This is a genomic window from Candidatus Poribacteria bacterium, from assembly GCA_026702755.1.
Classification (GTDB): domain Bacteria; phylum Poribacteria; class WGA-4E; order WGA-4E; family WGA-3G; genus WGA-3G.
Window position 1 is genome coordinate 1 of sequence record JAPPBX010000112.1, and the last position, 17,316, is coordinate 17,316.

The 17,316-nt window shown below is 46.6% G+C and carries 13 protein-coding genes; 6 read left to right on the forward strand and 7 right to left on the reverse strand.

The window, feature by feature from the left end; all coding sequences use genetic code 11:
• Window positions 1-35: 35 nt before the first annotated feature.
• From OXH39_21890 to OXH39_21900, 3 genes are all read right to left on the reverse strand, one after another.
• Window positions 36-323 carry a hypothetical protein gene (locus OXH39_21890; GenBank protein MCY3553120.1) on the reverse strand — a complete coding sequence of 96 codons (288 nt, stop codon included), beginning with the start codon at window positions 321-323 and terminating at the stop codon, window positions 36-38.
• Between the two features lie 84 nt (window positions 324-407).
• Window positions 408-965 (reverse strand): nucleotide-binding protein, encoded by a 558-nt coding sequence (locus tag OXH39_21895; GenBank protein MCY3553121.1) that lies wholly within the window; start codon window positions 963-965, stop codon window positions 408-410.
• Window positions 966-1,247: 282 nt separating this feature from the next.
• Complete coding sequence (locus OXH39_21900) at window positions 1,248-2,495, reverse strand: nucleotide-binding protein (GenBank protein ID MCY3553122.1); 1,248 nt, start codon at window positions 2,493-2,495, stop codon at window positions 1,248-1,250.
• A 592-nt stretch (window positions 2,496-3,087) separates the two neighbouring features.
• Here OXH39_21900 and OXH39_21905 point away from each other — a divergent pair.
• Window positions 3,088-5,076 carry a tetratricopeptide repeat protein gene (locus OXH39_21905; GenBank protein ID MCY3553123.1) on the forward strand — a complete coding sequence of 663 codons (1,989 nt, stop codon included), beginning with the start codon at window positions 3,088-3,090 and terminating at the stop codon, window positions 5,074-5,076.
• Window positions 5,077-5,091: 15 nt separating this feature from the next.
• Here the strand turns inward: OXH39_21905 and OXH39_21910 are convergent, their stop codons facing one another.
• On the reverse strand, window positions 5,092-8,703 hold the full coding sequence (locus OXH39_21910) for a S8 family serine peptidase (GenBank protein ID MCY3553124.1): 3,612 nt from the start codon (window positions 8,701-8,703) through the stop codon (window positions 5,092-5,094).
• A gap of 152 nt (window positions 8,704-8,855) precedes the next feature.
• Here OXH39_21910 and OXH39_21915 point away from each other — a divergent pair, with 152 nt between their 5' ends.
• Window positions 8,856-10,493, forward strand: coding sequence for an acetolactate synthase large subunit (locus OXH39_21915; GenBank protein ID MCY3553125.1), 1,638 nt, complete (start codon window positions 8,856-8,858; stop codon window positions 10,491-10,493).
• A 156-nt stretch (window positions 10,494-10,649) separates the two neighbouring features.
• On the forward strand, window positions 10,650-11,690 hold the full coding sequence (mtnA, locus tag OXH39_21920) for an S-methyl-5-thioribose-1-phosphate isomerase (protein ID MCY3553126.1): 1,041 nt from the start codon (window positions 10,650-10,652) through the stop codon (window positions 11,688-11,690).
• A 1-nt stretch (window position 11,691) separates the two neighbouring features.
• On the opposite strand, the gene OXH39_21925 is transcribed toward mtnA, so the two are convergent.
• The gene (locus OXH39_21925; GenBank protein MCY3553127.1) at window positions 11,692-12,981 is read right to left on the reverse strand and encodes an amidohydrolase family protein; all 1,290 of its coding nucleotides are present in this window, start codon (window positions 12,979-12,981) and stop codon (window positions 11,692-11,694) included.
• A 429-nt stretch (window positions 12,982-13,410) separates the two neighbouring features.
• On the opposite strand from OXH39_21925, the gene OXH39_21930 reads away from it, so the two are divergent.
• From OXH39_21930 to OXH39_21940, 3 genes are all read left to right on the forward strand, one after another.
• Window positions 13,411-14,361 (forward strand): cold shock domain-containing protein, encoded by a 951-nt coding sequence (locus OXH39_21930; protein MCY3553128.1) that lies wholly within the window; start codon window positions 13,411-13,413, stop codon window positions 14,359-14,361.
• 8 nt (window positions 14,362-14,369) lie between these two features.
• Window positions 14,370-14,939 (forward strand): hypothetical protein, encoded by a 570-nt coding sequence (locus tag OXH39_21935; GenBank protein MCY3553129.1) that lies wholly within the window; start codon window positions 14,370-14,372, stop codon window positions 14,937-14,939.
• Window positions 14,940-15,143: 204 nt separating this feature from the next.
• Entirely contained in the window at window positions 15,144-16,145 is a 1,002-nt protein-coding gene (locus OXH39_21940) for a DPP IV N-terminal domain-containing protein (protein ID MCY3553130.1), read from the forward strand.
• A gap of 123 nt (window positions 16,146-16,268) precedes the next feature.
• Here the strand turns inward: OXH39_21940 and OXH39_21945 are convergent, their stop codons facing one another.
• Both OXH39_21945 and OXH39_21950 read right to left on the reverse strand, forming a co-directional pair.
• Window positions 16,269-16,580: a DUF971 domain-containing protein gene (locus tag OXH39_21945; protein MCY3553131.1), complete on the reverse strand. Its 312-nt coding sequence runs from the start codon at window positions 16,578-16,580 to the stop codon at window positions 16,269-16,271.
• 132 nt (window positions 16,581-16,712) lie between these two features.
• Window positions 16,713-16,970, reverse strand: a complete 258-nt coding sequence (locus tag OXH39_21950) for a 4Fe-4S binding protein (protein ID MCY3553132.1) — start codon at window positions 16,968-16,970, stop codon at window positions 16,713-16,715.
• Window positions 16,971-17,316: the final 346 nt, after the last annotated feature.

The window sequence follows — 17,316 nt, forward strand, 5'->3', positions numbered from 1 at the left end:
CGAAATCTCAAAAAGTCAACAACTTTATCGTAAACTCAACATTGAAAGACTACTACTTTATCATTCAGAGTGGCATTTGTCCACGCGCCAACAAATAGAGATGGCCCGCATTCATCTGCTATTGAAGAATTATCAAATAATTTGAGCAACATCTTTTGGTTGTACTTTGACCACTTTTTAAACTCAGCTTTAGCTTTGTTCAATTCAATTTGTGAACGTATTGGCAGATCATGAAGTTGTTGACCTTTATCAATCCGTTCTTGTATTTTCTTCTCTGTTTCTTCTCTACTCACAAGTAACTTTGGTAGCGTTTTCTCCTTCATAGTTTCTCCTCTATTTCGCTATTCATCAGTCCATTCAATGACAGCAATGTAAGTTTATAGTATTATGAATCATAAGCATTAAGTTTATCTATTCGGCAGAAGTTTGTTCATATCAACCGTTATACCAACGGATGCCATTTCTTGAGCCAATTCTAGTTTCCATGCGCCGCGCTCATCCATTTGTACATAGATTATTCCGTGAATGTCTGATGGTAGTTCAACACCTTCTTCATAAAGAATACGCACACGATCGCGCCCTAATCCAGACAAAAAATAGCCGAGTTCCAAAATAACGTTCTGACGTGCCCTCGGTTTGAGTGCATCTGTTCTATCTTTCGGTGCGCCAACATCATCAGCTGTTAGCAAAACGATTGCAAATCCCGCCTCATCTGCATGTTCTTCAAACTTATCAATGATTGTTTGGCCCTTACTTGGCTGTTCGTCGAGTATCGTTGCTGTTAAGTCTAGGTTTTCAATGAACCTGGCGATCTTGTGCTTAGCTGCCTCGTCATGTCCGTGCACGATGAAGATTTTGTTACCGAAAGAACGTGCAGATGAGTCTGAAACTTGTTTGTTGTTTAACTTTTTAAGTTCTTCGAGGATTAGAGCTTGTTCGGAACGTCCGTTTATGTACGTTGCCATTTAACTTTCCCTTCTTTGATTTGACTTAAAATCTACAGTGACATTACGCCTATTTCTACACACATGTTGCCCCTCCGGGCCAAAGAAGCCAACCTAATACGTATCAATTTAAGATTAAGAAAAAACGTGTCGGTTTTGCTACAATTTTGGGATTCCAAGCGGAATGGAATACCAAGTTTCCACCTCAATTTCAAAATCTGATGAGGTGTTTAACCCAATCTACACGACAGTCCCCCGAAACCGCTTTATATTGAACTCAAGTTCTAAACAAGTTTGTCTGTTCTACAACAGATTCTCCGGATTGATAGGTAGCCCTGCAATCTTCATTTCCTTTGCTAATTTCAATTTCCATCCACCAGCATTATCCATGGTGACATAAAGTATACCGTGCATATCTGATGGAAACTCAACTCCTTTCTCGTAGAAAACGCATACACGTTCGCGCCCTAAAGCACGAAAAAAATAGCCGAGTTCCAGAATAACATTCTGACGTGCCCTCGGTTTGAGCTCGCCTGCTTTATCTTTTGGCGCGCCAACATCATCTGCTGTTAATAAAACGATTGCAAAGCCAGCTTCGTCCGCATGTTCTTCAAATTTATCAATGATTGTTTGGCCCTTGCTCGGCTGTTCGTCAAGTATCGTTACAGTTAAACCCAAGTCAGTGACAAACTTGGCGATCTTATATTTTACAGCTTCGTCATGCCCGTGAACGATGAATATCTTATCACCGAAAATGTGCGCGGGCGAGCCTGCATCAGCAATTTTTGTCGTCTCAGGAATTAGATCAAGTTCATCATAAAGCCCTTTCAAACTATTAATGCTATTAGTAATACGTTCCCGGTACCTGCTTACTTGCTCTTCCAATGATGGATTTACGAGAGGATTCGTTGCTGAGCTGAAAGGTTTCTGATAACTGAAAGGACTGTACGCATCGGCTACTGACGAGTTAGTAAATAACCGCAATAAAAGGGTCTTGTTGCAACGTGACCAGTTTCTACATTCGGCTACGATCTTTTCCAACTCATCTTCCGAATGTATCTCATGGTGCCTTAGTTGATAACCCCTGGCAATTTGTGTTTTTATTTTTTGGCGGGCACTTTCCCGACTTTCAACCAAACTCGGTTGAGATTGTATTTCAGTCATCATATCTACATATGTGTCCTTTACAAAGTTAACTTGTTCACCTTCTAAAATAGGGATTTCGCCTTCTTCTGTAAAATCCGCTGTCACAGACTTTGGGTAATATTCGAGTCTACTATCTTTTTCAATGATAGCGAGCCATAAACCACCACAGCGTTTACAAGCTAATGTTTTTTGATTACCATCGTGTTTAGCCTCAAGTATATGGGCACTACCCCAAGGGCAAGCGAGAGGATGATACTCAGGATGTCCTTCGGCAGTTTCAAGTTTTACTTTCCATGTGCCTTTTTCTTCTAAAATGCCTTTTACTGTTTTATCTGTTGTCTGACAAATAAAAAAATTTTTTCCAAAAAAACATCCGGAACGGAGAGTGCCGTCTGTAGGGTTCATCCTTATCCTCCTGATCTCGCTTTCAGCAATTTCATCATAATTACATACAATACTTCACGCTGTCCGATATAATAGTTAATATCTTCTGTACCTGACTTTCCCTCATATTTGATTGTCCTTCAGTCTACTGAAAATTATAGCATTAACCTCCCCTCTTGTCAAGAAACAGGACTTTTTTTCACAGAATTATTTAGCTCTTTCATAAGTAAATATTTTGTCAAAATGGAAACCGAGGACTATACACCTATCACACCGTTAGGGCTTAGACGCGCGTTCTAAAATCGGGGTTAGAAACCCCTCCTACAAGAGGGTTATCAGTTATCGATTGTCGGTAAGCGTCGGGAATCGGAGTTCCCTCCTACATTGGCTTTCAGCCGTCATCGGAGTTCTCGCAGAGTCGGGAATTGGAGTTCCCTCCTACAGCTCAAAAATGTCAAGTTAATTGTAAAATTCGCCATATTTATACTTTTTTTGTATACGAATCCCTGCCCTGTTACGGAGGTTTGAAACCCTATTTGTATAAAAATCGTTTTATTAATGGGGATAGTGTATTAAAAATAGTAATAGGGTTCAATTTGCGTAAAGAAAAACTATGTTATCTTTTGAGCAACTCATCCAGAATGTAACAGACACAACACAACCGAGCATTGTGCGTAGCAGTGCTATTGCCAGCCTTGTCGCACAAGGCAACTCACAAGGGATAAGTCCCCTAATTGAGTGCCTTGCTGATTCGGATTCGGTGATACGCCGCGAAGCCGCGAAAGCACTTGCGCAGCTGGACGCAACTCGCGCAGCTGAGCCGCTACTTGAAGCGTTGCAGGTCGAGTCAAACGATCTTACGCTTTGGGCAATGCTTGAGACGATTGGTGAGTTGGCTACACCTGATGCCCTTCCACTGCTCGAATCGTTCCCCACCGCCGGTTCTATACTCACCCGGATAGAGGTGAAAAAAAGTATTGCACGCATTCAGACCCGTTATGCTGACGGAAGCACTTCTGCATCTCCAGAGACATTTGAACCTGAGCCGCGTAATGAACAGATGGATGCAAATGAACCATCACCAACAACAAGTTTTGGAGATTCACAGGTTGCGCCAGAAGCGGAAGTAATAGAACTGGGTTCAGATCCTTCACCGGCTCACAGCACACAGCGGTTTCAAACGGAAGCGTCCGACGATCCGCTCACAGAACACGGAGAGGATGCGGCGACAGATGAGGTATCAGCAGCTAAATCTGGTGAGGCAGAGCCTGACCTATACGAAGAGACTGTGGCGGCACCAGAAGAGATAACTGAGGCAACGAATTATACACAGTTCACTGAGGAACCGACTGAGGTTATGGATGAAGCGGAATCTGTAGAAGAGGTAACCGATAACACGGATCCAGCACATCCTGAAGAACCTACAGAGCAGGTAGCAACTGATACAGAATCGGCACAACGAGAAAAAGCGGACAAGCAAATAGACGATTTGGCAGAATCCATCGCGCAATCCACTCGTCTCGCGGGTTCTTCGGTTAACCTTCCTGTATTAGCACCCAATGCTGATACTGTGCCGTATCATCCAAAAGGAACCGCACTTGAAGAACCCCCCCGTGAGAATTTTCTCCTCACGCTGATACACCCGGGCAGGTACCTCTCTAAACAGTGGCTATACCGAACGCGTGTTTATCTGCTCTTATGGGCTGCTCTCATTATCGCTACGATCGGTTTTATCCAATATCAGAAGTATAGTAGCGTAGAGTTAAGCCCACTATCTCGCATTGGGCTTTCTGAAGGTGAACTACCGGAGTTGGTAAAACGCTCCTTGGCAGAAGGTGATTTCTACATCCAAGAGGGGTTTTATAGGAAAGCCATTAATTCGTATGAATTGAGTAAGAATCTCGGTATCTTACCGACTAATTCCTATAGAAAACTCGGATTCGCATACTTCAAGGAAGGTCAGTATGCCCTCGCCGCTGAAGCGTATGAAACGTTTTTAGAGGCGAGAGAGGACGACAACCCCGACGTATTTGCTGCTGAAGCCTCACTTGTTGGTGTGTATCCACTTACTTCAATAGCGGAAGGAACGACGCGCGACTATGAAACCTACAATATCCTCGGTATAGCGTACATGAAACTCGGACGTGTATTAGAGGCACAACGTGCCTACGAACAGGCGATACGTCTTGCCCCTAAATATGGCGAGGCATACAATAACCTCGCACGCCTTTATGCAGACAATTATCCGCATGTCTTAGCTGCAAACTCGAAAATTTTACCGCTGTCGTCTATAGGTTCCGTTTTGCAAACTGCTCCTAAGCTGAGACTCGCTGAGGCGTTAGCCTATATAGCGGTGACACTCAATCCGGATGTCGCTGCCTATCACAATACCCTTGGCTGGGTTTTATCAAGACGGGGGCAGGTAAATAAGGCAATGAAAACTTTAGAACGTGCCATTGATCTGCAAAGCGATGCCGTTGAACTGCACTATCACCTCGCACAGGTCGCACTCAAAGCCAACGAACGGAAGAAGGCAGTGAAAGCAATCCGAAACGTGTTCAAACTCAACCCTGCTTTTGTTCCGCTCAATGCGGGACAGTAGCGAGGTAATCGAAACTTAGCGGATGATAGAAAGCTTGCCCACGCGCTGATCCCTTTCAGATGAAAGAACATAGATATAAATACCACTGCTGACCCCTGTGAGGTCCCAAACTCTCCTATCTCTTTCATGTTCTGTCTGAGTAAATGAGGCAATACACTTCCCACTAACATCGTAAATGTAAATGTGAGTTCCCGTCGGTATTTTATCGAAGGTAACCTGATTGCATTCTTTTGCCGGATTGGGATAGACAATCGCCGCTGCCAATGTTGGTGCGGGGAGCGTTATTGTCACAGTTGTGGCATCGTCTGCGAGATTAGCACCGTATATATCCGAAAGTTGCAATGCCTCAATCTGGTAATAATTCCCTGTACGGAAAACCTCGGATGAGAATGTAAGCACAACCCGTTTCTGGGTCTTATCAAGGATTGCTGAGCGCGGTGTATAACTCTCCGAACCGTTTTCCATGTTTTTTTGTCTATACAGACGGTACCGTCCAGCATGCGTCGCTGAGGTTCCCATCGGTTTATCAAACTGCAGCAGAAGTTGATTCGGTGGCGAAAGCACACCGGTAAGCAGCCGCGGGCGATGGGTTAACACAACAGATACCGATTCGGATGACTCTGAACGTCCGCCGTTTGAGTTCCGATTAAAAGCCGTCAAGGTGTTATTGCTATTGAATAGCAGTATATTTGCGTCATCTCCGTTTAGATTCGCCACAATCGGTTTAAAAGTACTTGTTGCGGAATGGTGCCAGATAGGTTGATACGTTGTCCCGTCATATTGCACAAGATAGAAATTCGGTTGGACAGAGATACAAAGTTCATTTCGTCCATCACTGTTTGCATCGGCAATAGTCATCCCATTCCCGCTATCGTGTATATCACGAATACGCTGCTGCCACACAGGACGGTATGTATCATCACCTTCTGCGCTGAAAACGGTCAAAAGCCAATGATAGTACCGATTATCCAATAATTCTATAGTACCAACTTGAGTCCCTGTCTTCACACAGATAGCGAACTCTGCGTTTCCATCGCCGTCAAGGTCCCCGGCGGCAAAAAGTTGCGGAGTCCCTTCGGAAAGTGGACTTATCCACGTTTGTCTATATTGGTTATTTCCAATTGCTTCGTATATGAACAGCTCTCCATCGCTGTCCCCGACTAAAATTTCTACCCGTCCATCGCCATCAAAATCGCCGGTAGCAAAATCCGCACTAATTCCGTTGTCTCCTCCGGTCGGATTTTCAAGAGTGGCTATAACTGTATGATTATTATCTCCGGCTGCCTCGTATACTGAAATAGAATTGGTCGCATCGTCGCGCGCAAAGATTTCAGGCATACCATCTGCATCCGCATCAACAATTGTCCGACTCCAGCTCCCTCGCGCTTCCCAGATACGTTGCGTTGGAAATTCGCCCAGTGCAGGTTGCTCCAACAAAAATGCTGTTCCTGAAGCGTTGCACAATATCTCGATAAGCCCGTCATCATCTGTATCCGCTGTCGCCCAGGGCCATAGGGGTTCAGTGAATGAAAAGATCGGCTCGTAGGTATTGTTATCTCCTATCTCAAAAATTTGTGCGGTCCCGGTATCCATTTCGACAGCGAAGAGCTCTAATCTTCCATTTCCGTTTATGTCCACTGGTGAAACAATAGCGTGCAACCCACGATCAGCAGAGGCGATTTGCGAGAGATGCGATGAATGAATTACTGTATTCCGCACTTCAATCTGATACAGCCTGCCGTTATTGTCATCAATGCGCTGGAATCCTGCACGATTTTGCACCACCAAGCGGTACATATAGACACCCGGCGAGATACCTAAGTCGGACAAGTTAACAATATGAAGCAGATTCTCTGCGTCTGAGCGTCCCGTTCTATCAATATTTCCATTTGCTGTGAGGAGTTCTATTTTGCCTGTGGTGAGTTCCTCTGTTTCCCATATCACGACTGGATCAAACCTGTTCCCTGCAAACCATGGCTGCGATTCGTGCCTTAAAATAAGTGGTGATCTGTGGCTCACATCAACAACTGTTTTAACTCTCTTGATATCTCCGTCTACCAATTTAACGCTGAGTCGCAGTGTATACCTGCCTTCTGCTACAGTGGAAGTGTCCCACTCATGTAGACAAGCATTCAACTTCGGTTCGGTTTGCACGGCTCCCAAAGGGAACCATAAGTTCGGTATTTCGCCGATACCATACTCTAACCAGTACGCGGTGAACTCAGCACCACTTGCGCTACCGAAGATTTCAATTTTTTCGATAGCGTGCTGGAATGTCCGATCAGTGTTGATCCGTGCAATGAAGGGTGTTGAAGCAGCGAGTGCGGCGTGTGCATCCAATGAACCGGCACCAACGAGTTCAGTAATGAAAAGTGGGTTCGCAGTCCCAATCAGTTTCTCTTGAACCTCTGTATTGGTGGCGCGTGGATTCGCAGACAAGACGAGCGCAGCAACGCCAGAGACATGCGCAGCCGCCATGGACGTACCGGACCTCTTTCGGTATTCTCCATTAAGTGCTGTGCTGAGGATTTCCTCAGCCGGTGCGGCGATGTTAATTGTGGCACCAAAATTAGAACCGTCCCACATCTGTCTTTCCCGTCCAAGTCCCGCGACAGAGATGACGGTTTTGAGACCCGCCGGATAATAAGATCCAGATACTGCCGAATTTCCCGCTGCACCAATGAGAACACATCCACGGTTGTAGGCGTATTCTATTGCATCTTCTATGATAAAGGCGCGCACCGTGTCTCCCCAACTCATGTTAATTACGTTTGCTCCGTTATCCGCTGCATAGACGATAGCAGCGGCGGCATCGTCATTCTGAATATACGTGCCACCCCCAAATTTGAAACTCGCCCTTACAGGCATCAAACGGCAATTTTGGGCGATTCCGGCAATTCCAATCCCGTTGTTCGTTTTCGCAGCGATGATACCAGAGACATGCGTCCCGTGCCCTCCCTCGTCTTCAGGGTCATTATCGCGTTCTGTCCAATCGCCACTGCCGAGAAGGGTCGGTGCATCGCTAAAGTCCCATCCGTTTCTGTCGTCAACATAACCGTTTCCGTCATCGTCAATTCCGTTTTGTGGAATCTCACCGATGTTTTCCCAAAGCTGCAAACGAAATTCTGGATGTTGGGTTGCTATCCCGCTATCAACAACTGCCACTGTCACGTGTGGTTTTCCGTGTTCAACCTCCCATGCTTGTGGCATGTTCAGCAAATTTAAATTCCACTGTTCCGTATAGTCTGGGTCGTTCGGCACCGTTTCCGCACAAAATTGGTTGAGGCGGTTCGTCTCAACTGCCTCAATTGCAGCGTGTCGTTCGTACCGTCGCTGTAAGGGTTCCAACGCCCGCCCTTTTGGAAATCGGATGAGATAATTACGGCGGAGTCGTGGGTGTTGTCCAGCAAGCGTATTCCGTGGAAAGATAGGGGAAATAGACGTAGCACCGAGTCGCCTACTCAATGTTTCAAGTTGCTCGCTGGAGGCATCTGGATGTAAACGGACAATCAGTTCTCCGGGTGTTTCGGTGATGTAGGAAAAGTCGTCTGAGTTGCTTTGCGCAAAGACGAATTGTGAATTGACGAATAGGACGAGAATGTAGAGATAGATAAATTTTTTTGTCATAGTTATTTGTGGTGTTGCTGTACGGTGCGCCGTGTATGCTTACTACTTTAAAATTGTAATTCTGAATTCAATCTGTTATATTATAATGATAGGCAATTCAGAGAGAAAAAACAAATTTTTTGTATGCTAAAAAAACACAAGGAAGTGTACCTATGAAAGCGTCAGAACTGATTGTTAAGTGCTTAGAAAATGAAAACGTTGACTATATTTTCGGATTACCGGGTGAGGAAAACTTGGATTTAATGGATGCCTTATTGGGATCCGATATTCAATTTATTCAGACCCGCGATGAACGGGGTGCCGCCTTTATGGCGGATGTCTACGGACGACTCACTGGGCGCGCCGGGGTTTGTCTCTCTACTCTCGGTCCCGGAGCCATGAACCTTGTCACAGGGGTTGCTGATGCCAATATGGATAGGGCACCGCTCGTTGCAATCACCGGGCAGGCGAGTCTCGACAGAATGCACAAAGAATCACATCAATATATGGATGTCGTTTCCGTCTTCAAACCGATGACAAAATGGAATACACTCCTCCACCTCCCTGAAATCATACCCGAATCGGTCAGCAAAGCCTTTAAGGTCGCGACGGCAGAAAAGCCGGGGGCGACACACATCGATTTTCCAGAGGATGTCGCAAAAATGGAAGTCAGCGCGGAACCCGTACCACACGATTTTCCGAGTGAGGCAGAACCCGTTGCGTCCTGTTTGGCACGTGCCGCGCAGCTGATTAACGATGCAAAGCAGCCTATTATCCTTGCTGGAAATGGTGTTGTCCGCCAAGGTGCTTCTCGGATTCTGACGCAATTCGCTGAGATGACAAATATTCCGGTTGCCCATACCTTTATGGGCAAAGGCAGTATTCCGTGGACGCATCGGCTCTCGCTCCTCAGTGTCGGGTTGCAAGCAAACGATTTCGTCTCTTGTGGATTCGATCGGGCAGATCTCGTTATCGCAATCGGCTATGATATTGTCGAATATCATCCCCGCCTCTGGAATCCTGATCGGAATAAGAAACTTATCCATATTGATACGGAACCGAGCGAAAGTGATGCCGCTTATGTCACGGATGTCGAAATGGTCGGTAACATTCGACAGAGCCTTAGACACTTGATGGCACAAGAAATCTATCCCAAAGATTCAGAGTATGCCTCAAACACCTTACGGAAAATCATACTCGATCAACTCGACCAACATCGCGATGATGCGGGATTTCCGATGAAGCCACAAAAAATCCTGAGTGATGTCCGCTCTGTTCTCGCTGAAGATGACATTCTCATCTCCGATGTTGGGGCACACAAAATGTGGATTGCCCGCATGTATCCGTGCTATCAACCCAATACATGCATTATCTCTAACGGGTTCGCCTCCATGGGAATCGCGCTACCCGGTGCTTTCGTCGCTAAACTTATCTACCCAGAGCGTAAATGTTTGGCAATCTGCGGGGACGGTGGGTTCATGATGAACTCACAGGAACTCGAAACGGCAACGCGAACCGGGGTGCCGTTTGTGACGCTTATCTTCAATGATGAGGCTTACGGACTCATTGAGTGGAAACAGATGAACGGTTTTGGTAGACCCGCACACATCGATTTCACGAATCCCGACTTTGTTAAATACGCCGAAGCCTTCGGTGCCAAGGGCTATAGAGTTGAAGGAAGCGACGAACTGGTACCTATACTCAAAGATGCGTTCAGTCAGAAGGTCCCTTCGGTTATCGATTGTCCCGTTGATTATTCTGAGAACCTGCGTTTAACCGACGAACTTGGGCACCTAACATGTCCTATTTAATATCAGAAAACTGAACCGTGAATTTTGATTGCCCTATGGCATGGAAAGTGCTATTATCTTTTATAGTAAAGCCAAAAATATGTCGGCAACCGTAGTCTTTTGTCTATTTCTTTCAAATATAATTCGTTTTTTTAGAGGAGGGTACTTTACCGAAAAATGGCAGTTTCAACAATTGAGTGGGCAGATGGCAGAATTCGGATGATCGATCAGACGCTGTTGCCCAACGAATTCAAGCAAATTTATTGCGATGACCTTCCATCAACTTGGGAAGCAATTAAATCGCTACGTGTGCGCGGTGCACCCGCAATCGGCATCGCTGGTGCCTTAGGCGCAGTGCTCGGAATATGGGATTCCACCGCGGAGACCTACGATGATTTTGCCGCTGAACTCAAGTCCGCTACCGATTATCTGGCAACCTCGCGACCAACAGCCGTTAATTTATTTTGGGCACTTGATAGAATGACGCAGACAGCGGAAAAGAACAGCCATCTTCAGATTCCTGAACTTAAAGAGGTACTACTTGCTGAGGCTCTGGAGATTATTGATGAAGACAAAGCGATGTGTCGTGCTATCGGGCAGCACGGCATGGCGTTGCTGAATGAAAACGATACTATTCTGACGCACTGCAACGCGGGTGGGTTAGCTACCTCCGACTACGGCACAGCATTAGCCGTCATGTTCAGTGCACACGAAGCAGGCAAGCAGATCCAAGTTTATGCTGATGAGACGCGTCCACTGTTGCAAGGCGCGCGTCTCACCACTTGGGAACTCATGCAAGCAGGCATCGATGTAACCCTTATCTGTGATAATATGGCGGCACAGGTCATGAAAGAGGGTAAAATCCAATGCGTTATTGTCGGAGCCGACCGGATTGCGGCAAACGGTGACACCGCGAACAAGATCGGCACCTATAACGTTGCTATCCTTGCAGAGACACACGGTATCCCCTTTTATGTCGCCGCCCCGACTTCAACGTTGGATTTCGCCCTTGAAACGGGAGCAGAGATTCCTATTGAACAGCGAGCGGCAGAAGAGGTAACAGAGGGCTTCGGAAAGCTGACAGCACCTGAAGGTGTGAAGGTCTATAGCCCCGCATTTGATGTTACGCCCGCGGCGTTAGTCACAGCAATTATTACCGAAAAAGGAGTCGCGCACGCGCCTTATACAGATAGCCTGAAGGCTTTACGGGACGCATAGTTTACGCCGCCTTCGCAATGTTTGAGCGAGTGCCGCTTATATCGAAGCAGTCGTACTGATTTGTATTCATGATCCGAGTTGCAAACGCCATTGCCTGTTTTTCGGTGAGGTAACCGTCCGCAATTTCGGCTTCGAGCGCGCGTCGAATTTCGTTCCGCGCTTGAATCGCATACGCCATCGCACTGGTGGGCCATCCTGTATCGCCACCGAAGGCGAACAGTTTATTTGATGGCACCGCATGGATACATCGGCGGAGGAAATCACGCGAGCTATACGGATCAATGCTCCATGCCCAGCAGAAGTCAACCCAGATGTTACGATAATGTTTCGCAAGCGCGACCAATTCATCGTTGTAAGGATAGGCGATGTGCATCAAGACGAACTTCGCGTCAAGATAACGAGCGAACAGCGCACACATATTGCCAGCAGGGATACGCCGCACCGGCATTCGGTTATTACCCGCATAGTAGCCAGTGTGAATTTTAAAGGGAAGGTTGTGTTCAATCGTGAGTTCAACACCTCTCGCCCAACACCAATCGCCAAGACAGAGCCGTGTTGCTTCGTCAATATCTGAAGCAGGTTTTGTAAGTACAGCGTTAAGGGCAGTAACAGCCTCCGCATCGCTCCTTTCGATCCAGTCGAGCGTGCGATTGTAAGCGTGCTGCGATTTCACGGCAATAGCGCACGGAGCGTGCTTGGCGAAAATCGCCGCCATCCCTTGTTTAAGGGAAGCGAGGTCGTTGACTTCAACGCCTGTTTCAGCGTGAATAGCACTTGGGTCAACCTGTCCGTTACAGAATGTTGCCCACGAAAGATCATAGAGGAAAAAATCGGGACCGGATGTGTCTGGTGTGCACTGCCAACTGAAGTCATCCGTTTGAATATGGTCAAGATTCGCAATGTCGTGTAAAATATGATAACGTTTGCCGGGATTGCGAAGCGTCTTTAGGGTATCGGCACCCGCGAGTCCATCGCCTGTCAGTTCGTCAAGTCCATAGATGTGTTTCGCGATGAGGCTGACTGCCTCACCATAGCCAGTAAACTGCGTTGCTTCCCACGCGTCTCGGATACCTTCAAACCGTGATGCAATGTCTTGAGAAGCATCCATTAGGTTTTCCATCGCTTCTGAAGAGGCACCGGCTGTGACAAGGTCGGCTGGAACATAGTTTCCGAACAGATCTTGGAGGATATCGGGACCGTTTTCCACCCATTCGGCTTCGCGCTTCATGTGTTCGTGTGTATCAACAAGGCGGATGGATTGGATGTGATGTGTCAAATCGGTGGTTGCCATACTAAAGTCTCCTTTAAAAACTGAAACCGGCAAGTCTGTCGTCTCGTACTTGACAAATGTGTTGGATTATGATTTAATATATAGTGTCTTGGCAATTTGCCTCTCTTTTCGATCTTATAAGGCGGTGCTTTCTATAAAGCGAGATGAGGTTCGCTCTATTATAAAAGAGCAAGAGTGTTGTGTCAAGAAAAACCTTACATTTTGCAGTGCTATTAAGTATATGGCTTTCTGGTGCTTTTACAATAAGGAGTTGTGATCTAACCGTTGCTCGGATACATTGAAGTGTACGAGGTTACAACAAGTTGAACGGCTCTGACAGATTTGGGGACTCGCTTACAGGCTCCCCTTGTGAAAAAAGGAATGCTCGCGCAGGAACGCGAATGGTTAACGTCACCCGTCTGAAAAGGGACAAGACCACAGGAGCATATAATGCCTACAGGACGGATTAAGTATTACAATTTCGATAAAGGCTTCGGGTTTATCGCGCAAGATAGCAGTGACGCTGATGTCTTCTTACACAGCTCCGCGATTAAGCAGCCCGAATATGAAGAACTCCGTGTCGGGCAGCGCGTAAAATACAACATTATTGAAGGCGAGAAGGGACTCGTTGCCCAAAATGTCGAAGTCTTATTGACACCGACAGAACGCCGATGGCTGCGGCAGGGAAAAGCAATTATTCCACGGGGTTATGCTGGCTTCCCTGCTCAGAATCAGGGACAATTTCTCAGTGATGAGGCACTAACCGATACGAATCGCGAAAACGATAAATCAAGACCCGTTCGGAGTCGCCGAGACCGCAATACACCCGCAGCACCTTCTGGGTCCAAAACAGAGCCTCAACACACCTCACCGAGAGATACTGACGATTCCACAGCACAAGCACGAGAAGAACAAGCCCCGTCTTCAAAGCAACTCAGCTTTGGTGACCTTTACATTCTCAAGCAGATTAATTTTGAAACGTCTATGTTTTTCGCGTTGTATAAACAGGGGCAGATGCCTGCTACCGTCCTTGAAATGACGCTCTCTACCTTGACGCTCAACAGCAATGGAAAGAAACAGCACGTCGCGAAAGCAGATGTTAAATACTGCTATAAAGATGTTGACGCGGAAAGGGTTCAGGCTTCTGTTGCTATTGATGACGCTGTGAAGGCACAGCAATTGACGCAACTTGCACCTGACGCACAGGCACCTGAGATTGATACGGAAGCCGTTCAACACGCCCGAAAAAATGGCACCCCGATTCAGGTTAACCTTCGCGAAGGTGAAATGTTTCGCGGGACTATAGATTGGGTCAGTCCGTATGAGATTAAGCTCATTTTAGAGAACGGCGCAAAGGTCGTTATCTTTCGGCATGCTATCCACAGCTTTTCCGTAGGTTAGGAGCTACTATGGAAGCGTATTACGAACTCGTCGATGAAATCCAACGCGATGTTGAACGCTTGCGCGCGGAGTCGGGAGGCGTGCCGTGCCCTTCTGACTGCTTTTCCTGCTGCCGAAACACCTCAACAATGGCGATAAGTGAGGTTGAAGCTCGTGATCTGAAGGTAGGGTTGGAAGCCCTCCCTGCCGAACTCCGCACGTATATTCGCCGAAAAGCGGAACGGAGCATCAGAAAATTAAAAGCGCACGGTTACGATGCTGAAGATATAATGCCGGATGCCGGTATGAAAGCGATTGAAGTGGTGAAAGGCACACCTGAAGGCGAATGCCCTATGCTCATCGGGGGTGTCTGCTCCGTTTATGAACACCGTCCGGTCATCTGCCGCGTCTGGGGATACCCAATTCAAAACAGCAATGAGTTAGCCTGTTGCCACAAAACCTTCATCGGAAAACGCCGCCAATTCCGTCCACTTAATTATACGCGTTACTGGAGAGTGTGTCAGGACCTTAGTAAAGAACTCGGTGCTACCCAAAAAACGCCGAACTGTTATCTCGTCTCTCGTTTGTTATCAGAGTAGTGCCCTGGACATCTTCTATATTTCTGCCGTTGGTGAGGTTTTCAACCTCGCCTATTTTTTTAGGTGCAGACCTCATCTCATTGTAAAGCCCTAAATTACTGCAATTTGAGTCGGGCGGACCTTTAGCAAATCGTGCGCGGAACATGTGGCATTTGTTTCCTTCACTTTTTTTATGAGGAAACCGAAATAGAAGGGATTGTTGATATGAAACGCACATGCACTTATGTGGTGTTAGGAATGGCGTTCCTGCTAAATAGCAGTTTGTTCGTCAGTAATGGTTGGGCGATTGAGAGGGATGTCATCTCTTTTGTCACGAGAGAGGACAGACGTTCTATCCAACTCATAAATACCCGAGGGGAACTCTTTCAAACACTGACGGTAGAGGAATCCATAGGCCACCTCACCTGGTCCCCTGACGGACACTCGCTTGCCTATAGGTCCAATCGAAATGGGGACCCTGATATTTACGTAATGGATGTGAGAACGAACACACATCGTCGGTTGACCTTTGATGATGGGAACGATTGGTGGCCTGCATGGTCGCCGAATGGAAAATGGATCGCATTCGCCTCAAATCGCGCGGGGGAGATAGACCTCTACAGAATGGATGCGAATGCAAAAAATGTGATGCGACTAACGAATCAAGGGAAGTGCAAAAGACCGGCTTGGTCCCCAGATAGCCGATGGATCGCCTTTATCTCAAAATCCTCTCTTTTTGTGATGACTGCTGAAGGGAAAGGGAGGCGGCAGCTCGCAGATACATTTTCTACGGGATGCGCCTGGTCACCGGATGGCAAAGAAATTGCTTTTGTTCCACGAGGAGATGCTGTCGGCGGAAAAGCTCTTTTCAGTGTTGACAAAGATGGGAAAAACATGCGTCAACTCACTCGGTTGTATAAAGGCCTCGTATCAATCTTTGATCCTACATGGTCGCCGAGTGGAAAATGGATCGCATATCTTTTAGTTCAACCGCCAGAAAAACTCCTTGAGGGGAAAGTGGTTATGGCAGAAGAGTTTTTTGCTAACTCAGTTATTTGTATAGCGAATACAGCAGACGGTGACGGTGACGGTGGAGACCCGATTGAGGCAACGAGAGAGTTAGTATCTGATGGTCCTGAGTGGGTACCGGAAGGATTTCTCTCTGTATCGCCGAGTTCGGAGAAGCAGACAACGCTCTGGGGTAGACTTAAGCAAATAGATAAGTAAAGAGAAGACATCTAAATGTGATATCTTCACAGAGAACGGCGCAAAGGTTAAATGCAATTTAAAAAAAATTAGATATATGGTGGGAGTAATAGTCTTTATTTGAAGGGCGCAGCTTGGATCAAATTACCGCTGTGCTTCACTCAACTCGCGCAAAAATTCAAAAGTATAAATTCCAGTACGGTGTCCATCACTCCACGCCAAACGCACTGCATAGCGTCCGACTCGCTGAATATCCACAAGGCGTAAATTTTCAAAAAAGTCATCAGAGAGTACAATATAGAAGGGGTCTTTTCCTGTTCGCATGGCATCGCAACGGGCACAGGGGCATTTTTGGCGGAGAAGGCGGTAGGACAATTCGCTTTGGTGCGAATCTTTCCATTCGATTTTCAGACTTGTACGGGTTCTTTCAATGCGAGTTGGTTGAAATTGCTGCATGATGGCTTCTCAAAACGGCTTTCCGTTTAGAAATTAGAAAAAAAACGGTTGCTAATTTGTGCGACCGCAGGCGGTCCCGCAAATCAACAACCGTTCAGTGAGTCGCGATCGAAGGATTGCTTCTACTATCCGTTATTCAAAGTATTCCGCATTGATTTCGATGTACTCTTCCCATTCTTCAGGGACATCTTCTTCCATGAAGATAGCCTCGACGGGGCATTCGGGTTCGCATACACCGCAATCGATGCACTCTTCTGGGTCGATGTAGAGCTGATTAAATTCCTCGAACTCGTCAGCGTCGGGTAGGGGGTGAATGCAGTCCACTGGACACACATCAACGCACGAACTATCCTTAACGTCAACGCAGGGTTCGCAAATCACATACGTCATGTTGGAAAACTCCTTTCCGCTTGATTTACAATAAGAATCTCCATACCATGTAGGGGCGACTTCGCTCAATGGATGAGGTTAGTCCTCCTTGATGAAGGCGTTGCAAAAACATCGTCATATATGGCGGATTTTTTGCTGTGTCTGCTGAGTTGCGATTCAGGACACTATAATAATACCATAAACGATTTATTTTGTCAAGTTATATTTCTGACAATACCAGAACCTTTCACTTTTTAGAACGAATCGGGGTTAAAAATCTCTTCCATATTAGTTATCAGTTTGCCTCACAGTGAGAGTTATCGGTTGTCGGTAGGCGAATTTAAGGAACCTCGCCAGCACCAGCGGA